The organism is Salmonella sp. 741265073_HBA, assembly GCF_046569105.1.
Taxonomy (GTDB): domain Bacteria; phylum Pseudomonadota; class Gammaproteobacteria; order Enterobacterales; family Enterobacteriaceae; genus Salmonella; species Salmonella enterica.
Genome location: NZ_JBKFRY010000002.1, coordinates 471,229 through 489,546, shown reverse-complemented (window position 1 = coordinate 489,546; position 18,318 = coordinate 471,229). Strand labels below are relative to the sequence as shown.

Sequence of the window (18,318 nt, the reverse complement as noted above, 5' to 3'; positions counted from 1 at the left end):
AGGATTCGAACCTGCGACCAATTGATTAAAAGTCAACTGCTCTACCAACTGAGCTAACGACCCACTTTTACGTTGCTTTCGAGTTGTTTAATATCCCGTGGCAACGGCGGCATATATTACTGATTTCAGATTTGAGCGCAACAAAAATTTCGACGCAGGGGGCTCAACTGCTTAGGAATCGCACGACGCGACCAGAAAAAAGGCGTTTTCTGGTCGCATGGTACGCATTACATCGCGTTAAGACGCTTCTGCGCCTGTTTCGCGCCATCAGTGCCAGGATATTTGTTAATCACCTGCTGATAAACCGCTTTCGCTTTTGCCGTATCACCTTTGTCCTGCATGATAACGCCAACTTTGTACATCGCGTCCGCAGCCTTCGGCGACTTAGGATAGTTTTTTACTACCGAGGCGAAATAATAGGCGGCATCATCTTTTTTACCCTTGTTGTAATTCAACTGGCCCAGCCAATAATTGGCGTTCGGCTGATAAGTAGAATCAGGGTATTTCTTGATGAAGTTCTGAAACGCCACAATCGCATCATCCTGGCGAGACTTATCCTGCACCAGCGCAATTGCCGCATTGTAATCGGTATTCGCATCGCCACTTTGTACCGGCGCCCCTGAGGTTGCCGCACCGGCATCCGGAGCGGAGGTCGCAGCGGTTGCCGCCCCGCTCTGGTCGCCAGCCGCTGGCTGCGCTGCGCCGCCATTATTTAAGCTCCCCAGCTGCAGCATAATTTGCTTCTGGCGCTCCATCACCTGATTCAGTTGATACTGATTTTCCTGGATTTGGCCGCGCAAAGAATCGATATCAGACTGATTATCGGAGAGCTGCTGCTGAAGTTGGGTTAAAAGCTGACTGTGAGCGTTAGAGATACGCTCAAGTTGAGTGACGCGGTCTTCGACCGAGCCTGAGCCGACACTACTGATTGGCGCCTGAGCAAAAGCGGCCCAGGGGGCCGCTATGCCAACCAGTAACGACAGACTCAACAGGTGATGTCTGAAGTTACTGCTCATGCAATTCTCTTAGTAAACCAGTACAGCGCGACGGTTCTTAGCGTAAGCCGCTTCGTCGTGGCCCAGTACGGCAGGTTTCTCTTTACCGTAAGAAACGATGGAGATCTGGTCAGCGGAAACGCCTTTACCCTGCAGATACATCTTAACAGCGTTCGCACGACGCTCACCCAGGGAGATGTTGTACTCCGGAGTACCACGTTCGTCCGCGTGACCTTCTACGGTGACTTTGTAAGACGGGTTGCTACGCAGGAAGTTAGCGTGCGCATCCAGCATTGCCGCGAAGTCAGAACGGATATCGTACTTGTCGAGATCGAAGTAAACGATGTTGTTCTGCTGCAGCTGCTGCATCTGCAGACGCGCTTGCTCTTCAGATGACATGTTGCCGTTGCCGTTAGCGTCCATACCAGTGCCGGCGCCGTTCAGCATGCCGCCTTCGCTACCGTCATTGCTGGCGTTCTTGTTGGAAGAACATGCCGCGATTGCCATAACAGGCAGGGCAATCATCAGGCCCTTCAGCACTTTGTTCAGTTGCATTTCTTTAATTCCTTTAGTAATCAATTAATTATTATCACAGATACGGCGACCAGGCAGGCGATTTCACCTGACCATCAGTTGCCGGAAGACGCGCTTTGAAACGCCCATCTGTAGAAACCAAATTCAGCACAGATCCCATCCCCTGAGAAGAGCTGTAGATTACCATCGTGCCGTTAGGTGCCAGACTTGGCGTTTCATCCAGGAACGTTGACGACAGAACCTGTACGCCACCCGTCACCAGATCTTGTTTGGCAATGTGCTGCTGCCCGTTATTTGAGCTTACCATTACCATAAATTTACCGTCGCTGCTGACATCCGCATCCTGGTTTTGCGAACCTTCCCAGGTAATACGTTGCGCCGCACCGCCGTTAATGTTCATTTTATACACTTGCGGACGTCCAGCCTGGTCAGAAGTAAAGGCCAGAGTCTGGCTGTCCGGGAACCAGGTCGGCTCCGTATTGTTGCTACGCCCGTCCGTTATCTGACGAATCTGGCCGGAGGCGAGATCCATAACGTACAGGTTCAGACTTCCGGTTTTCGATAACGCGAACGCCAGTTTCGTCCCATCCGGCGAGAAGGCCGGCGCGCCGTTGTGACGCGGGAAGGACGCAACCTGACGCACTGCGCCGTTTGCCAGCGTCTGGATAACCAGCGCGGAGCGACCGCTTTCAAATGTCACGTAAGCCAGTTTTGAGCCGTCCGGAGACCACGCCGGAGACATCAACGGCTGCGGAGAACGGTGCACTACGAACTGATTGTAGCCATCGTAATCCGACACACGCAGTTCATACGGGAACTGACCGCCGTTAGTCTGTACCACATAGGCGATACGAGTACGGAATGCGCCCTTAATGCCCGTCAGTTTTTCAAAGACTTCGTCACTGGCAGTGTGGCCTGCATAACGCAGCCACTGCTTGTTCACTTTATAAGAGTTTTGCGCCAGTACAGTCCCCGGCGCGCCGCCAGTGTCAACCAGCTGATAAGCAACATTGTAGGAACCGTCAGGATTCGGCGTGACCTGTCCAACAACGACAGCATCAATACCCAGCGCAGACCATGCGGTAGGCTGAACTTCCTGAGCGGTGGCTGGCTGCTGCGGCAGTCGGGACCGGTCTAACGGATTAAATTTACCGCTATTGCGTAAATCTGCCGCCACGATGCCGCCGATATCTTCAGGCGCAGCGCCCGGCCCGGCCCATTTAAAAGGCACAACGCCAATCGGTCGCGCCGAGTCCACCCCCTGGGTGATCTCGATACGGACTTCTGCGTGCAGCACCGCCGCCCACAGCATCAGAAAACCAAATGCTACTCGTAATGCCTGCTTCATCATATCTCCCATACCTGGGCCTGCGACCCACGATAATTTAGCAGAATGTTAACAAACTCAAATACACAAAACCACCAGGACCAGTAACAACTCAACTGCTCCAACTTCCATAAAGAAAAGTATCTACAGTTTAAAGTCTAGTTTGGCATCCTTTATTTTCTCATAAACAGCCTGGCTTGGCGGTTTAGGAATTTTCGCGGTTTTTGCCGCCATTAACGCCGCCTGACAAAGCGCCGGATCGCCGCCCTCAGACGTAATGCTTTTTAATGAGCCATCCGGCGCCAGGCTAATATGCAAGACACATTGTTTGCCCTGATACAGGCTCGCATCATACAGACGGCTCTGAATCGCGACCTGAATCTGTTTCGCGTAGGCGCTGATATCAGCGCCTGTCGCCCCACCGTTAGCGCCCGATGTACCGCTATCTTTCGATGGCTGACCATTCCCTTTCGCGCCACCGCCGGTTTTCGGCGCATTCTTACCCGAGCTGAGATCGCCAAGCAGATCATCGACGCCTTCTGCGGCGGCCGCTTTTTCAGCAGCGGCTTTTTCGGCAGCCGCTTTCTTCTTAGCGTCCGCCGCTGCTTTCGCCGCCTCGGCATCCGCTTTCTTCTTCGCGTCCGCCGCTGCTTTCGCCGCTTCGGCCTCCGCTTTCTTCTTCGCGTCCGCCGCTGCTTTCGCCGCTTCGGCCTCCGCTTTCTTCTTCGCCTCCGCCGCTGCTTTCGCCGCTTCGGCCTCTGCTTTCTTCTTCGCGTCCGCCGCCGCTTTCGCCGCTTCGGCTTCCGCTTTCTTCTTCGCGTCCGCTGCCGCTTTTACCGCCTCGGCCTCTGCTTTCTTCTTCGCGTCCGCCGCCGCTTTCGCCGCCTCGGCCTCCGCTTTTTTCTTCGCGTCCGCCGCCGCTTTCGCCGCTTCTTCGGCCTGTTGCTGCTGCTGTTGCGCCAGTTTTGCCGCTTCTTCAGCCTGCTTTTGCTGCTCCTGAGCCGCTAAACGTTCTTTCTCAAGTTGTTTCAACCGCTCCTGTTCAGCAGCCTGCTTCTGCTGCAGCTCCTCTGCTTGCTGCTGTTGCAGCTTTTTACGCTCTTCTTCCGCGCGTCTGGCGCTGGCCTGTTGATCCTGCTGACGGTTGTACTGCTGCACAACGGCGCCAGGATCGACCATCACCGCGTCGATAGCGGAACCACCGCCGCCGCCGGCAGAAGCCTCTATATGCTCATCAAACGAACTCCAGATCAGCACTGCAAATAAGATGATATGCAGCACGGCTGAAATAATTATCGCCCGTTTGAGCTTGTCGTTTTGTTCGGTTGCCTTTGACACTCTCGGTTCCCAAAAAACTGTTCGCCTGTTACTCGCCGTCTTTCAAGCCAACGGGACGCAGACTTCAGATTGGCTGCGTCATTAAGCCAACCGATTTTACGCCCGCGCTGTGTAACAAGTTCAGCGCTTTAATTATTTCATCGTACGGCACCTCTTTCGCGCCGCCGATTAAAAAGACTGTTTTCGGATTAGCCTGCAGATGACGCTTTACTTCTGCGATCACCTGTTCAGACGGCAGTTGATCCATTCGATCTTTATCAACCACTACGCTGTATTGCCCTACTCCGGAAACCTCAATAATGACCGGTGGATCGTCGTTACTACTGACCGCCTGCGACTGATTCGCCTCCGGCAAGTCGACTTCCACGCTCTGGGTAATGATCGGCGCGGTTGCCATAAAGATCAGCAGCAGCACCAACAGTACGTCGAGCAGCGGTACAATATTGATTTCGGACTTAAGTTCGCGACGACCTCGTCCACGCGTTCTGGCCATGGCTTACCCCTTGTTGCTTTCGCTTACGGTAAACGCCTGGCGGTGCAGAATCGCGGTGAACTCTTCCATAAAGTTGTCGTAATTCAGTTCCAGCTTGTTCACGCGCTGATTCAGTCGGTTGTAAGCCATAACCGCAGGGATAGCGGCAAACAGACCAATCGCCGTGGCAATCAATGCTTCGGCAATACCCGGCGCAACCATTTGCAGAGTCGCCTGTTTCACCGCGCCCAGGGCGATAAACGCATGCATAATCCCCCATACGGTGCCAAACAGACCGATATAAGGACTGATAGAGCCTACCGTGCCAAGAAACGGGATATGCGTTTCCAGCGTTTCCAGCTCTCGGTTCATGGAGATGCGCATCGCACGCGACGCCCCCTCTACCACTGCCTCCGGCGCATGGCTGTTGGCGCGATGGAGCCGGACAAACTCTTTGAACCCGCTATAAAAGATTTGTTCCGAGCCCGACAGGCTATCGCGTCTCCCCTGGCTTTCCTGGTACAGACGCGATAGTTCGATTCCGGACCAGAATTTATCTTCAAACGCTTCCGCCTCACGCGCAGCGGCGTTCAGGATACGCGTTCGCTGGATAATGATGGCCCAGGATGCTATTGAAAAACCAATCAAAATCAACATGATAAGTTTAACCAGAAGGCTTGCCTTCAGGAACAAATCAAGGATATTCATGTCAGTCACTGCTTAAACTCCGCGACAATAGACTTAGGAAGCGCACGAGGCTTCATTTTGAGTGGATCAACGCAAACAATCAGAACCTCTGCTTCATTTAGCAGCGTGTTCTCTGCGTTGACAATGCGTTGCGTGAAAACCAAAGCGGTTCCACGCATTGACGTAATTTCTGTTTGAACTTCAAGCATATCGTCGAGCCGCGCAGGCGCATAGTATTCCAGCGTCATCTTGCGCACCACAAAGGCGACCCGCTCCGCCAGCAGCACCTGTTGGCTGAAGTGATGGTGACGCAGCATCTCCGTGCGCGCTCTTTCATAAAAAGCGACATAGCTGGCGTGATAAACCACACCGCCGGCGTCCGTGTCTTCGTAATAAACTCGAATTGGCCATCGAAACATATACTTATTCATCCCTGCAGCCTCTTTGTTGGCGTCATCCGCTTGCCGCCGTAATGCCTCAAGAATGCCGTTGTATATCGCCTTGTATTCACTTTACATCCCGGTAATGCAACAAAAGTAGAGCTTTTAAACGTTGCTACTATACGCGTGGGAATGAGGCTTGGGAATGGGGGGAAGTTAAGGGAGAGTAAAAATATATGGGCTTATGCAAGCCCCTATATTTTTAAGGAGGTTTCTTATTCACAAGAAGAAGAAAATCAGGCCGACGATAAGGACAATATCCGCAAGGAGCGGACAAAAAATCCCTTGCCAGTGTACGGATTCAAGGCGAAAACCCACGCCGTGGATTATGCCTGCGCAAACCGCCCACATCAGCAGTAATCCGTGCCAGATTTCAAGCGTGCTGGTCCTGGCGGCAAACCGTGACGGGTCCCAGAACATACATCCTGCCAGCACTATCGCCATCACGAAGGAAAGCGCCCTTAAGGGGCGCTTGTCCATTACCGCATAAATATACTTCATCCTCTAAGCTGCCTCTTTGTTGGCTGCGGCTGCTCACCCCAGTCACTTACTAATGTAAGCTCCTGGGGATTCGCAGCCTTGCCGCCGCGATGCAACTTAAATGATTTTGTATATTGCATAGCGACAATATGAATCATTAGCTTTCTTCTTGACCGGTTTTACCCGCTTCAACGTGCTCAAGCGCCAGGGCGGTAATGATCCCGAATGCACAGGCAAGAAGCGTTCCCAGAATCCATGCGAAATACCACATTTTAAGCTCCTTACTTAGTACAGAGAGTGGGTGTTGCTTTCAATATGTTCTTTAGTGATACGACCGAACATTTTCCAGTAACACCAGCTGGTGTAGATCAGAATGATCGGTACGAACACCGCCGCAACCCAGGTCATCAGGTTCAGCGTCATCTGGCTGGATGTCGCATCCCACATGGTCAGACTGGCATTCATCATCGTGCTGGACGGCATCACAAATGGGAACATAGCGATACCCGCCGTCAGAATAATGCAGGCCATGGTCAGCGAAGAGAACAGGAATGCCCACGCGCCTTTCTCCATACGGGAAGTCAGGATAGTCAGCAGCGGCAGAACCACGCCCAGAGCCGGAACCAACCACAGGATCGGAGCATTATTAAAGTTCACCAGCCAGGCGCCAGCTTCACGCGCCACTTCTTTAGTCAGCGGGTTAGAGGCGGCATGATGATCAATCGCGGATGTCACGACATAACCATCAATACCATACATTACCCAAACGCCCGCCAGCGCAAAGCACACTAATGTCACCAACGCCGCAATCTGCGAGGTGGCGCGCGCGCGCAGGTGCAGTTCGCCAACGGTACGCATTTGCAGGTAAGTCGCCCCCTGCGTGATGATCATCCCTACGCTTACGATGCCCGCCAGCAAACCAAACGGGTTCAGCAACTGGAAGAAGTTACCGGTGTAGTACAGACGCAGATACTCATCCACGTGGAACGGTACGCCCTGCAACAGGTTGCCAAAGGCCACGCCAATCACCAGCGGCGGCACAAAGCTACCGATGAACACGCCCCAGTCCCACATGTTGCGCCAGCGCGGGTCTTCAATCTTAGAACGGTAATCAAAACCGACCGGACGGAAGAACAAAGACGCCAGCACCAGGATCATCGCCACATAGAAACCGGAGAACGCCGCAGCGTAAACCATCGGCCAGGCAGCAAACAACGCGCCGCCCGCGGTGATCAACCACACCTGGTTACCGTCCCAGTGTGGGGCGATAGAGTTAATCATAATTCGACGTTCGGTGTCGTTACGACCGAGGAAACGGGTGAGCATCCCCACCCCCATGTCGAACCCATCGGTGACAGCGAAACCAATTAGCAAAATGCCAACCAGCAGCCACCAGATAAAACGTAGTACTTCATAATCGATCATTTGACGACTCCTGTCTTAGCGTGCCGGCTGAGAAGTCACGGTGGACTGCTCAAAGTGATAGCGACCGGTTTTCAGGCTGCTTGGGCCAAGGCGTGCAAATTTGAACATCAGGAACAATTCTGCCACCAGGAACAGGGTATACAGGCCGCAAATCAGGAACATGGAGAACAGCAGATCGCCTACGGTCAGCGATGAGTTCGCCACGGCTGTCGGCAACACTTCGCCGATCGCCCACGGCTGACGACCATACTCGGCGACGAACCAACCTGCTTCAACCGCAATCCACGGCAGTGGAATACCGTACAGCGCCGCGCGCAACAGCCATTTTTTCTCACCGATGCGGTTACGAATCACGCTCCAGAAGGAAAGTGCGATGATCGCCAGCAGCAGGAAGCCGCACGCCACCATGATACGGAAAGCGAAGTACAGCGGCGCAACGCGAGGAATGGAATCTTTCGTCGCTTGCTGGATCTGCGCTTCGGTCGCGTCAGTCACATTAGGCGTATAGCGTTTCAGCAGCAGGCCGTAACCGAGATCTTTCTTCATGCTGTTAAACTGGTCGCGAACGGCCTGGTCGGTAGAACCGGCGCGCAGCTGCTCCAGCAGTTCATAGGCTTTCATCCCGTTACGGATACGCTCTTCATGCTGAACCATGAGATCTTTCAGGCCAATAACCGGCGTGTCCACGGAACGCGTAGCGATAATGCCGAGCGCATAAGGGATCTGAATCGCCAGATGATTTTCCTGTTTGTCCTGGTCAGGAATGCCGAACAGGGTAAAGGAGGCCGGAGCAGGTTGCGTTTCCCATTCTGCTTCAATCGCAGCGAGCTTGGTTTTCTGCACGTCGCCCATTTCGTAACCGGATTCGTCACCGAGTACGATAACGGACAGTACGGCAGCCATACCGAAGCTGGCGGCAATAGCAAAGGAGCGTTTAGCAAAGGCGAAGTCACGACCTTTCAGCATGTAGTAAGCGCTGATACCGAGGATGAACATCGCGCCGGTGACATAGCCGGACGCCACAGTGTGAACAAATTTCACCTGTGCTACCGGGTTCAGCACCAGTTCAGAGAAGCTCACCATTTCCATACGCATGGTTTCGAAATTGAAATCCGCAGCGATTGGGTTTTGCATCCAGCCGTTCGCTACCAGAATCCACAACGCGGAGAGGTTGGACCCCAGAGCCACCAGCCAGGTGACGCACATGTGCTGAACTTTACTCAGACGATCCCAGCCGAAGAAGAACAGACCTACAAAGGTGGATTCGAGGAAGAAGGCCATCAAACCTTCGATGGCCAGCGGCGCACCGAAGATGTCCCCAACATAGTGGGAGTAGTACGACCAGTTTGTCCCGAACTGGAACTCCATGGTCAAACCGGTAGCCACACCCAGAGCAAAGTTGATACCAAACAACTTGCCCCAGAACTTGGTCATATCTTTATAAATCTGTTTGCCGGAAAGGACGTATACCGTTTCCATAATGGCCAGCAGGAACGCCATACCGAGCGTTAGCGGCACAAACAGGAAGTGGTACATCGCGGTCAAGGCAAACTGTAAGCGCGACAGTTCGACTATATCTAACATCATGACTCCTTGCTCATCGCATGAAGACTCCGAGAGTGAACCCCGTTAGAAAGGGTCACACGCATGCCCCAATACAAATTTATTTGCGGCCTCTCATCGTACTATCCCCTCGGGAAGGAAACAGTAATGATGAAAGGTTACAAACATGTTAATAAAAAACCCAAATTGATCCCGCAAATATATTACGCCGTAAAACCCTTACAATAAACAGGTTTTTAGTGGGTCAGATTTGCTTTTTTCGACAGCGATCAATTTATGGCTAATCTATCGCTTTTCAGGGAATTTGATCACGGACAATTTAACCAGTTTTGATGCTCTTTTCCAACATTTAAATATTGATTAAAATCAATTTTTGAAGTTAATGTTAATAATGTTTATTCATTGAATGCATGGTGAATTTTTTGTTAACTTTTTGTTTTTGCAAAGAGTAATTTCAAACCCCCTGTAAAAAGAGGCTTATTCGGTAAGGCTAAACATTTTGTGCGTTTTTTACTGCCCCTCATCCAGTAAAAAACATTCCACATTGATGTTCAATTATTGCTAAATAGCTCACAGATTTTCTCTGTAGGTTATCAACACTTATTATTTTATACATTTAGTCTATTTTTATTTTACTTATAATTAACACCGCAAAGAAACTATCTCATTGCACACGCGCCATCATCCCACCGGGATTACCCTGCCCCAACTTCCCTTTCCCGACGACTAACGGCCAGGATCATCTTGCCAGGTTATCGCCTTAATTATCGCTAATAAGCTTTCCAGATAGCCAGAAACAAACATTTTATTCGCTAATTTTTCTTTATTTCAATAACACCGTATTTGCCTCTCTATAATTATTATAGTGAAGATTCTGTTATCACCTTCACAGATTTACCCTCAATTTCTACGTCACTCATAGTGATAATTCTGTTTATTCGCAGCCATAAATACCCTTTAAACATGATTAATCACGAACGAATAGTGTCAATAAGTTCTTAATAATTTTTAAAGTTAACCTCTTTTAACCAGCAAAAGTTCATATAATTTATTAAACGATATCTTTAATACTTCAGGGAAATAATGCCGGTACTCTTATGATTAAAATAGCTGTTTTATTCTGCCATTAAACAAGCAGTCTGTGTAAGCGCGATACATCTGAGGAGACATGTAGTTCGCGCTCAGGCAAACATGCGCGGCCACAGAGTCAAGCGTCAATTTACTATAGAGGTTAGCGTCAACATAGTGTAATGCTGCAATGCGTTTTTTTCATGGCGGAAAGCGCATAATCCGTCTCCAGTGAGGTCGGCAGGTCTTTCACTAAGACAGCATCTGTATTTGCTGCAAAAGAGTTAACCGGCAAACTGAGTAAATTTACTGCCGCTGCCAGACGGTTATTATCAATTATTTTTAGACTCCACCATGTTTTTTTAATGAGGCATCATTTTCCTATAGTTCAATATTTACAAAGCCAATAATTTTATATCCCGGATGCTTCACCCGTACTTTGCCACAAACAATAAAGCCATAAAAAAGGCCACCGTAAAGGTGGCCAACCATGTCGAAAACGGACATTTATCTGTTCCCGCAGGAACAGCGAGTTTTATTTTATAATTGCTTTCAGCGCTTCGCCGATATCGGCCAGGCTGCGAACGGTTTTCACGCCCGCGGCTTCCAGCGCGGCGAATTTTTCATCCGCAGTGCCTTTACCACCGGCAATGATGGCGCCAGCGTGGCCCATACGCTTGCCTTTCGGCGCGGTAACACCCGCGATATAGCCAACAACCGGCTTGGTCACGTGGTCTTTAATATAAGCCGCCGCTTCTTCTTCTGCGCTACCGCCGATCTCGCCGATCATCACGATCGCTTCAGTCTGCGGATCTTCCTGGAACAGCTTCAGGATGTCGATGAAGTTAGAGCCCGGAATCGGGTCGCCGCCGATACCCACGCAGGTGGACTGGCCGAAACCGTAGTCGGTGGTCTGCTTAACCGCTTCATAGGTCAGCGTGCCGGAACGGGAAACGATACCCACTTTACCCGGCTTATGAATGTGACCCGGCATGATGCCGATTTTGCATTCGCCCGGGGTGATCACACCTGGGCAGTTCGGGCCGATCATGCGTACGCCCGCTTCGTCCAGCTTCACTTTCACGGTCAGCATATCCAGCGTCGGAATACCTTCGGTGATGGTGATAATCAGTTTGATGCCTGCGTCGATCGCTTCCAGAATGGAGTCTTTGCAGAACGGCGCCGGCACGTAGATAACGGATGCGGTCGCACCGGTAGCTTCTACCGCTTCGCGCACGGTGTTGAACACCGGCAGACCCAGATGCGTGGTGCCGCCTTTGCCCGGCGTTACGCCGCCGACCATCTGCGTACCGTAAGCAATCGCCTGTTCGGAGTGGAAAGTCCCCTGGCTACCGGTGAAGCCCTGGCAGATAACCTTGGTATCTTTATTAATTAAAACGGACATTATTTCCCCTCCACTGCGGCAACAACCTGCTGAGCTGCATCCGTCAGACTTTTCGCTGCAATAATATTCAGGCCACTGTCAGCCAGTTTCTTCGCGCCGAGTTCAGCGTTGTTGCCTTCCAGACGCACCACCACCGGAACGTTAACGCCCACTTCTTCCACCGCGCCGATGATACCGTCGGCAATCAGGTCACAACGGACGATACCGCCGAAGATGTTAACCAGAACCGCTTTCACGTTGTCATCCGAGAGGATGATTTTAAACGCTTCGGTGACGCGCTCTTTGGTTGCGCCGCCGCCCACGTCAAGGAAGTTAGCCGGTTCGCCGCCATGCAGCTTAACGATGTCCATGGTGCCCATCGCCAGGCCCGCGCCGTTCACCATGCAACCGATGTTGCCGTCCAGCGCGACGTAGTTCAGTTCCCACTGCGCCGCCTGCGCTTCACGCGGATCTTCCTGAGACTGGTCACGCATTTCACGCAGATCCGGCTGGCGGAACAGCGCGTTGCCGTCAGCGCCCAGCTTGCCGTCGAGGCAAATCAGATCGCCCTGCTTAGTGATCACCAGCGGATTAATTTCGATTAGCGCCAGGTCGCGCTCAAGGAAAATGGTTGCCAGGCCCATAAAGATTTTGGTGAACTGCTGCACCAGTTTACCTTCCAGACCCAGTTTGAACGCCAGTTCCCGTCCCTGATACGGCATCGGGCCGGTCAGCGGATCGAGCGCGACTTTATGGATCAGATGCGGGGTTTCCTCCGCAACTTTTTCGATCTCTACGCCACCTTCGGTAGACGCCATAAAGACCACGCGACGAGAACTACGGTCAACCACCGCGCCGAGGTACAGTTCTTTGCCGATGTCGGTCGCCGCTTCAACCAGAATCTGGTTTACCGGTTGGCCATTAGCGTCTGTTTGGTAGGTCACCAGACGTTTGCCCAGCCAGTTTTCCGCAAAGGCGCGAATCTCTTCTTTGCTTTTTACTACCTTCACACCGCCCGCTTTGCCGCGGCCGCCAGCGTGAACCTGACATTTCACTACCCACGGGCCGGCACCGATTTTAGACGCGGCTTCTTCGGCTTCACGCGGAGTAGTACAGGCATAACCCACCGGCGCCGGTAAGCCATAGCGGGCAAAAAGTTGTTTTGCCTGATATTCATGTAAGTTCATGTGTTCTGTCCATCCTTCAGGTAATCGTTATCTTTAGACCTGTAGGCCTGAAAGCTGCGCGCCATCAGGCATTACACCATCGCCGGATGGCGGCGTGAACGCCTTGTCCGGCCTACAGGTAGCAGGTGATGCTCTTGCTGACTACACGTCCAACAGCAGACGGGTCGGATCTTCCAGCAACTCTTTGATGGTGACCAGGAAGCCCACGGATTCGCGACCATCGATCAGGCGATGATCGTAAGAGAGCGCCAGGTACATCATCGGCAGGATTTCTACCTTGCCATCCACCGCCATCGGCCTGTCTTTAATAGCATGCATTCCCAGAATCGCGCTCTGCGGCGGGTTGATGATCGGGGTAGACATCAGCGAACCGAATACGCCGCCGTTGGTAATGGTAAAGTTACCACCGGTCAGGTCCTCTACGGTCAGCTTGCCGTCGCGGCCTTTGGCAGCCAGTTCTTTAATTTTTTTCTCAATGTCAGCCATGCCCAGCGTATCCACGTCACGCAGGACCGGCGTGACCAGGCCGCGCGGCGTAGACACCGCCATGCTCACATCAAAGTAGTTGTGATACACCACGTCATCGCCGTCGATAGAGGCGTTCACTTCCGGATAACGCTTCAGCGCTTCCACTACCGCTTTCACGTAGAAGGACATAAAGCCCAGGCGGATACCATGACGTTTTTCAAACACTTCGCCATACTGCTTACGCAAATCCATAATCGGCTTCATGTTGACTTCATTGAAGGTCGTCAGCATGGCGGTAGAATTTTTCGCTTCCAGCAGACGCTCGGCCACGCGCTTGCGCAGGCGGGTCATTGGCACGCGTTTTTCGCCGCGCGCGCCCAGAGCGGGTTGTGCTGCAGGTTCAACAACAGGTGCTTTAGACTCGCCTTTCGCCAGATGTTTTTCCACATCTTCACGGGTCAGACGCCCACCCACACCAGTGCCTTTAATGGCGCTGGCTTCCAGATTGTGTTCAGCCAGCAGGCGACGGATCGCCGGGCTGAGCGCATCGTTGTTTTGTTCTTCCAGCGACGCCTGCTGGCGCTGTGCCGGCGTAGACGCTTTCTCTTCAGATTTCGCGCTGGTCTCTTTACCCGCGCTGTTGCCTTCACGCAGGCGACCCAGGATCTGGCGAGAGGTGACAGTCGTCCCCTCCTCTTCCAGAACCGCATCCAGAATGCCGTCCGCTGATGCCGGTACTTCCAGTACCACTTTGTCAGTTTCGATTTCTACCAGCACTTCGTCACGAACAACCGCATCGCCCGGTTTTTTATGCCAGGTGGCGACGGTCGCGTCCGCTACGGACTCAGGCAGGTCGGGAACAAGAATATCTACGCTACTCATTATTTATCCTTTATTTAATCGACGTTCAGCGCGTCATTAACCAGATCTTGTTGCTGTTTCTGGTGAACGGACATATACCCTACCGCCGGAGAGGCGGAGGCCGGGCGACCTGCATAACGCAGAGCGGCCCCAAACGGAATCACTTCACGGAAATGATGCTGACTGCAGTACCATGCGCCCTGGTTGAGCGGCTCTTCCTGGCACCAGACAAAATCATGGACGTGAGCGTATGGTTGCAGCGCTTCCTGCACCGCTTTATGCGGGAACGGATAGAGCTGTTCGATGCGCACGATAGCGACATCTTTCTGGTCGTTTTTGCGCCGTTGTTCCAGCAGGTCGTAATAAACCTTACCAGAACACATTACCACGCGTTTTACGGCTTTAGGGTCCAGCTCGTCAATTTCGCCAATGGCCGGCTGGAAGGAACCGTTCGCCAGTTCATCAAGCGTGGAAACCGCCAGCGGGTGACGCAGCAGCGATTTCGGCGACATCACCACCAGCGGACGACGCATCCCGCGCAGCGCCTGACGGCGCAGCATATGGTAGACCTGCGCCGGGGTGGACGGCACGCAAACCTGCATATTCTGCTCGGCGCAAAGTTGCAGATAACGTTCCAGACGCGCGGAAGAGTGCTCCGGCCCCTGCCCTTCATAGCCGTGCGGCAACAGCATCACCAGACCGCACATCCGGCCCCATTTCTGCTCGCCGGAGGAGATGAACTGGTCAATCACTACCTGCGCGCCGTTGGCAAAATCGCCAAACTGCGCTTCCCAGATAGTCAGGGTACGTGGTTCCGCCGTGGCATAACCGTATTCAAAAGCCAGTACCGCTTCTTCAGACAGCACGGAGTCCCAGACTTTAAACTGTCCCTGGCCGCTGTGAATATGCTGCAACGGCGTATACGTTGAGCCGTTCGTCTGGTTGTGGATCACCGCATGACGATGGAAGAAGGTGCCGCGACCGGAGTCTTCCCCGGACAGGCGCACCGGAATGCCTTCATCGACCAGCGTGGCGTAAGCCAGATTTTCCGCGCCGCCCCAGTCAAACAATTTCTCGCCTGCCGCCATTGCCTGACGGTCGCCATAAATTTTCGCCACGCGAGACTGCATTTCAATGGCTTCCGGCACGGTGCTGATACGTTTTGCCAGCTCCTGCAGGCGCTTCATTTCTACCTTGTTCGGGTATGCTTCATCCCATTCGTGGTTTAGATACGGCGACCAGGTGAACGAGTGCATATTCATCGGACGCCACTCTTTCACCACGCATTCGCCTGCATCCAGCGCATCGCGATAGAGGTTAACCATTTCGGTGGCATCTTCCAGCGTCGCGACTTTGTCCGCTTCCAGCTTGTCGGCGTAGATTTTACGCGGCGTCGGATGCTTTTTAATTTTCTGGTACATCAGCGGCTGGGTTGCGCTTGGCTCGTCGGCTTCGTTGTGGCCGTGACGGCGGTAGCACACCAGATCGATGAACACATCGCGTTTGAAGGTGTTACGGAAGTCCAGCGCCAGACGGGTCACAAAAGCGACGGCTTCCGGATCGTCCGCATTGACGTGGAAAATCGGTGCCTGGACCATTTTACCGATATCGGTGCAGTAAGGCGTTGAACGCGCATCAAGTGGGTTAGAGGTGGTGAAACCCACCTGGTTGTTGATAACGATACGTACCGTACCGCCCACTTCGTAACCGCGCGCTTTCGACATGTTCAGGGTTTCCTGAACCACGCCCTGGCCGGTCACCGCGGCGTCGCCGTGAATAGTGATCGGCAACACTTTGTTGCTGCTCGGTTCGTCCAGTCTGTCCAGACGGGCGCGCACGGAGCCCATCACCACCGGGCTCACAATTTCCAGATGCGATGGGTTAAACGCCAGCGCCAGGTGAACCAGACCGCCTTCGGTTTCGATATCTGACGAGAAGCCCATGTGATACTTCACGTCGCCGGTACCCAGATGTTCTTTATGCTTACCGGCAAATTCGTCGAACAGATCCTGCGGTTTTTTACCCAGTACGTTGATCAGCACGTTCAGGCGACCGCGGTGCGCCATCCCCAGCACCACTTCGCGAGTGCCGCTGTTACCCGCATGGCGAACCATCTCTTTCAGCATGGGTATCAGCGCATCTCCCCCCTCGAGCGAGAAACGTTTCGCACCCGGGAATTTGGCGCCCAGATAACGTTCCAGCCCTTCAGCGGCGGTCAGTTCGTTCAGGAAGCGTTTTTTCTCGTCAGCGCTAAAGGCCGCACGACCGGATTCGATGCGCTGTTGGATCCAGCGTTTCTCTTCGGTGCTGGTGATGTGCATATACTCAGCGCCAATCGGGCCGCAGTAGGTCTGTTTGAGCGCGTCGAGCAGCTCGCCCAGCTTCATTGTCTCTTTGCCGCTGGCAAAGGAGCCGACATTGAAGGTTTCCTGGAAATCGGCCTCGGTCAAATCATGGAAAGAAGGATCCAGATCCGCCACGCGTTCTTGTTTCCACAGTCCCAGCGGATCGAGGTTTGCATGCTGATGGCCACGGAAACGATAAGCGTTGATAAGCTGCAGGACTTTAACCTGCTTCACATTGGTGTCAGGGTCGGAAATCGTAGAAGAGTGACGTGAGCCAGCCAACGCCTGCCGCCGGAAATATTCACGTGTTTTTGAATGGAGTTGATCCGGTTTGACTCCGGTACCAGGTAACTGCTGGAACGTCAAACGCCAGTTAGCGTCTACCGAGTCAGGATCGGTTAAGAAGTCTTCATAGAGCTGTTCTATCCAGCTCTGATTCGAACCAGAGAGGTAAGAAGAGTCCAACCAGGCTTTCAAAGCGCTGTTCTGCATCGTGATCCCTTAAGCATCTTTTCTGCTTATTTAATACTCTAAATAGGTCACGTTTCAGGAAGGCGGCAAGCTTGCGAATCCCTGGGAGCTTACATCCAGTAAGTGACCGGGGTGAGCAAGTGCAGCCAACGCACATGCAACGTGAACTATGACGAGTATTTCGCCGTGGATACTAACCACGCATACGCTGTATGCGTGCCGGGGTTCACTTGTTGCGGACTGTCGTGTCATCTGCGTCCGCTAAGGAACCTTTAAAAACTGTCTAATAATCTTCGCTGTTCAGGCTACGACTGCGTTGCGGCCTTCGCTCACTCCGGTCACATAGTTAACTATGCTCCCGAAGATTCGTTCAGACCGCGCCTTGTCTCGCCCTGAACATCTCGATTATTACTAATCATATGGCAGTTTTTAGAGGTTTCCTGCACTTCTATTGCCTGATGGCGCTGCGCTTATCAGGCCTACGGGATTGCGCCTGTAGGCCGGATAAGACGGTACGTCGCCATCCGGCAACTACTACAACTACTTATGCGCTACGCTGCAACAGCATCGACTTAATATGGCCGATAGCGCGCGTCGGGTTCAGTCCCTTAGGACATACACTGACGCAGTTCATAATGCTGTGACAGCGGAATACGCTGAATGCATCACTCATCCCTTCCAGACGACTGTCAGTCTCGGTATCACGACTATCGATCAGGAATCGATACGCCGCGAGCAGCCCCGCCGGACCGATAAACTTATCCGGGTTCCACCAGAATGACGGGCAGGATGTTGAGCAACAGGCGCAAAGAATACATTCATACAGCCCATCGAGTTTTTCACGCTGCTCCGGCATCTGCAGATGCTCACGAGCCGGTGGATTTTGCCCATTATTCAATAAGTAAGGCTTAATCTTCTCATATTGTGCGTAGAATTGCCCCATGTCTACCACCAAATCGCGGATCACCGGCAAACCGGGCAGCGGGCGAATCACAATCTTCTTACCCGGCTGGTTCAGCGCCGAAATAGGGGTAATACAGGCCAGACCATTCTTACCGTTCATATTCAAACCATCAGAACCACACACGCCTTCGCGGCAGGAACGGCGGAAAGAAAGGCTGGGATCTTTTTCTTTAAGCTGGATTAACGCATCCAGCAGCATCATGTCACGCCCTTCTTCGCCTTCCAGGGTGTAGTCCTGCATACGCGGAGCGTTATCGACATCCGGGTTATAACGATAAATCGAAAATTCGAGTTTCATCATCCTGTCTCC

16 protein-coding genes are annotated in these 18,318 nt (G+C 52.7%); all 16 read right to left on the bottom strand.

The window, feature by feature from the left end; translation table 11 throughout:
- Nucleotides 1–227: 227 nt before the first annotated feature.
- The 16 genes from cpoB to sdhB all read right to left on the bottom strand — a co-directional run bounded on the left by cpoB (nt 228) and on the right by sdhB (nt 18,306).
- Nucleotides 228–1,016: a cell division protein CpoB gene (gene cpoB, locus ACLD3P_RS04880; RefSeq protein ID WP_131046200.1), complete on the bottom strand. Its 789-nt coding sequence runs from the start codon at nt 1,014–1,016 to the stop codon at nt 228–230.
- Between the two features lie 9 nt (nt 1,017–1,025).
- Nucleotides 1,026–1,550, bottom strand: coding sequence for a peptidoglycan-associated lipoprotein Pal (pal, locus tag ACLD3P_RS04875; RefSeq protein ID WP_001176621.1), 525 nt, complete (start codon nt 1,548–1,550; stop codon nt 1,026–1,028).
- 34 nt (nt 1,551–1,584) lie between these two features.
- Nucleotides 1,585–2,877, bottom strand: coding sequence for a Tol-Pal system beta propeller repeat protein TolB (gene tolB, locus ACLD3P_RS04870; protein WP_001562341.1), 1,293 nt, complete (start codon nt 2,875–2,877; stop codon nt 1,585–1,587).
- A 123-nt stretch (nt 2,878–3,000) separates the two neighbouring features.
- Nucleotides 3,001–4,194 carry a cell envelope integrity protein TolA gene (gene tolA, locus ACLD3P_RS04865; protein ID WP_411006689.1) on the bottom strand — a complete coding sequence of 398 codons (1,194 nt, stop codon included), beginning with the start codon at nt 4,192–4,194 and terminating at the stop codon, nt 3,001–3,003.
- 64 nt (nt 4,195–4,258) lie between these two features.
- A complete protein-coding gene (gene tolR, locus ACLD3P_RS04860) occupies nt 4,259–4,687 on the bottom strand; it encodes a colicin uptake protein TolR (protein WP_000124676.1) in 429 nt (142 codons plus the stop codon).
- Nucleotides 4,688–4,690: 3 nt separating this feature from the next.
- Nucleotides 4,691–5,383 carry a Tol-Pal system protein TolQ gene (gene tolQ / locus ACLD3P_RS04855; RefSeq protein WP_000131318.1) on the bottom strand — a complete coding sequence of 231 codons (693 nt, stop codon included), beginning with the start codon at nt 5,381–5,383 and terminating at the stop codon, nt 4,691–4,693.
- Nucleotides 5,380–5,784, bottom strand: a complete 405-nt coding sequence (ybgC, locus tag ACLD3P_RS04850) for a tol-pal system-associated acyl-CoA thioesterase (RefSeq protein ID WP_001046240.1) — start codon at nt 5,782–5,784, stop codon at nt 5,380–5,382. Before ybgC ends, tolQ begins: the two co-directional genes overlap by 4 nt.
- 228 nt (nt 5,785–6,012) lie before the next feature.
- Nucleotides 6,013–6,294, bottom strand: coding sequence for a cyd operon protein YbgE (gene ybgE / locus ACLD3P_RS04845; protein WP_080250858.1), 282 nt, complete (start codon nt 6,292–6,294; stop codon nt 6,013–6,015).
- Nucleotides 6,295–6,430: 136 nt separating this feature from the next.
- Nucleotides 6,431–6,544 (bottom strand): cytochrome bd-I oxidase subunit CydX, encoded by a 114-nt coding sequence (cydX, locus tag ACLD3P_RS04840; protein WP_000270278.1) that lies wholly within the window; start codon nt 6,542–6,544, stop codon nt 6,431–6,433.
- Between the two features lie 14 nt (nt 6,545–6,558).
- A complete protein-coding gene (gene cydB / locus ACLD3P_RS04835) occupies nt 6,559–7,698 on the bottom strand; it encodes a cytochrome d ubiquinol oxidase subunit II (protein ID WP_080207848.1) in 1,140 nt (379 codons plus the stop codon).
- Nucleotides 7,699–7,713: 15 nt separating this feature from the next.
- Nucleotides 7,714–9,282: a cytochrome ubiquinol oxidase subunit I gene (cydA, locus tag ACLD3P_RS04830; RefSeq protein ID WP_000884369.1), complete on the bottom strand. Its 1,569-nt coding sequence runs from the start codon at nt 9,280–9,282 to the stop codon at nt 7,714–7,716.
- Between the two features lie 1,582 nt (nt 9,283–10,864).
- On the bottom strand, nt 10,865–11,734 hold the full coding sequence (gene sucD / locus ACLD3P_RS04825; RefSeq protein ID WP_000114631.1) for a succinate--CoA ligase subunit alpha: 870 nt from the start codon (nt 11,732–11,734) through the stop codon (nt 10,865–10,867).
- Nucleotides 11,734–12,900 carry an ADP-forming succinate--CoA ligase subunit beta gene (gene sucC / locus ACLD3P_RS04820; protein ID WP_001048590.1) on the bottom strand — a complete coding sequence of 389 codons (1,167 nt, stop codon included), beginning with the start codon at nt 12,898–12,900 and terminating at the stop codon, nt 11,734–11,736. Before sucC ends, sucD begins: the two co-directional genes overlap by 1 nt.
- Nucleotides 12,901–13,041: 141 nt before the next feature.
- Entirely contained in the window at nt 13,042–14,250 is a 1,209-nt protein-coding gene (gene odhB / locus ACLD3P_RS04815) for a 2-oxoglutarate dehydrogenase complex dihydrolipoyllysine-residue succinyltransferase (protein WP_411006377.1), read from the bottom strand.
- Between the two features lie 14 nt (nt 14,251–14,264).
- The gene (gene sucA / locus ACLD3P_RS04810; protein ID WP_001181500.1) at nt 14,265–17,066 is read right to left on the bottom strand and encodes a 2-oxoglutarate dehydrogenase E1 component; all 2,802 of its coding nucleotides are present in this window, start codon (nt 17,064–17,066) and stop codon (nt 14,265–14,267) included.
- Between the two features lie 523 nt (nt 17,067–17,589).
- A complete protein-coding gene (gene sdhB / locus ACLD3P_RS04805; RefSeq protein WP_001727709.1) occupies nt 17,590–18,306 on the bottom strand; it encodes a succinate dehydrogenase iron-sulfur subunit SdhB in 717 nt (238 codons plus the stop codon).
- Nucleotides 18,307–18,318 lie beyond the last annotated feature (12 nt).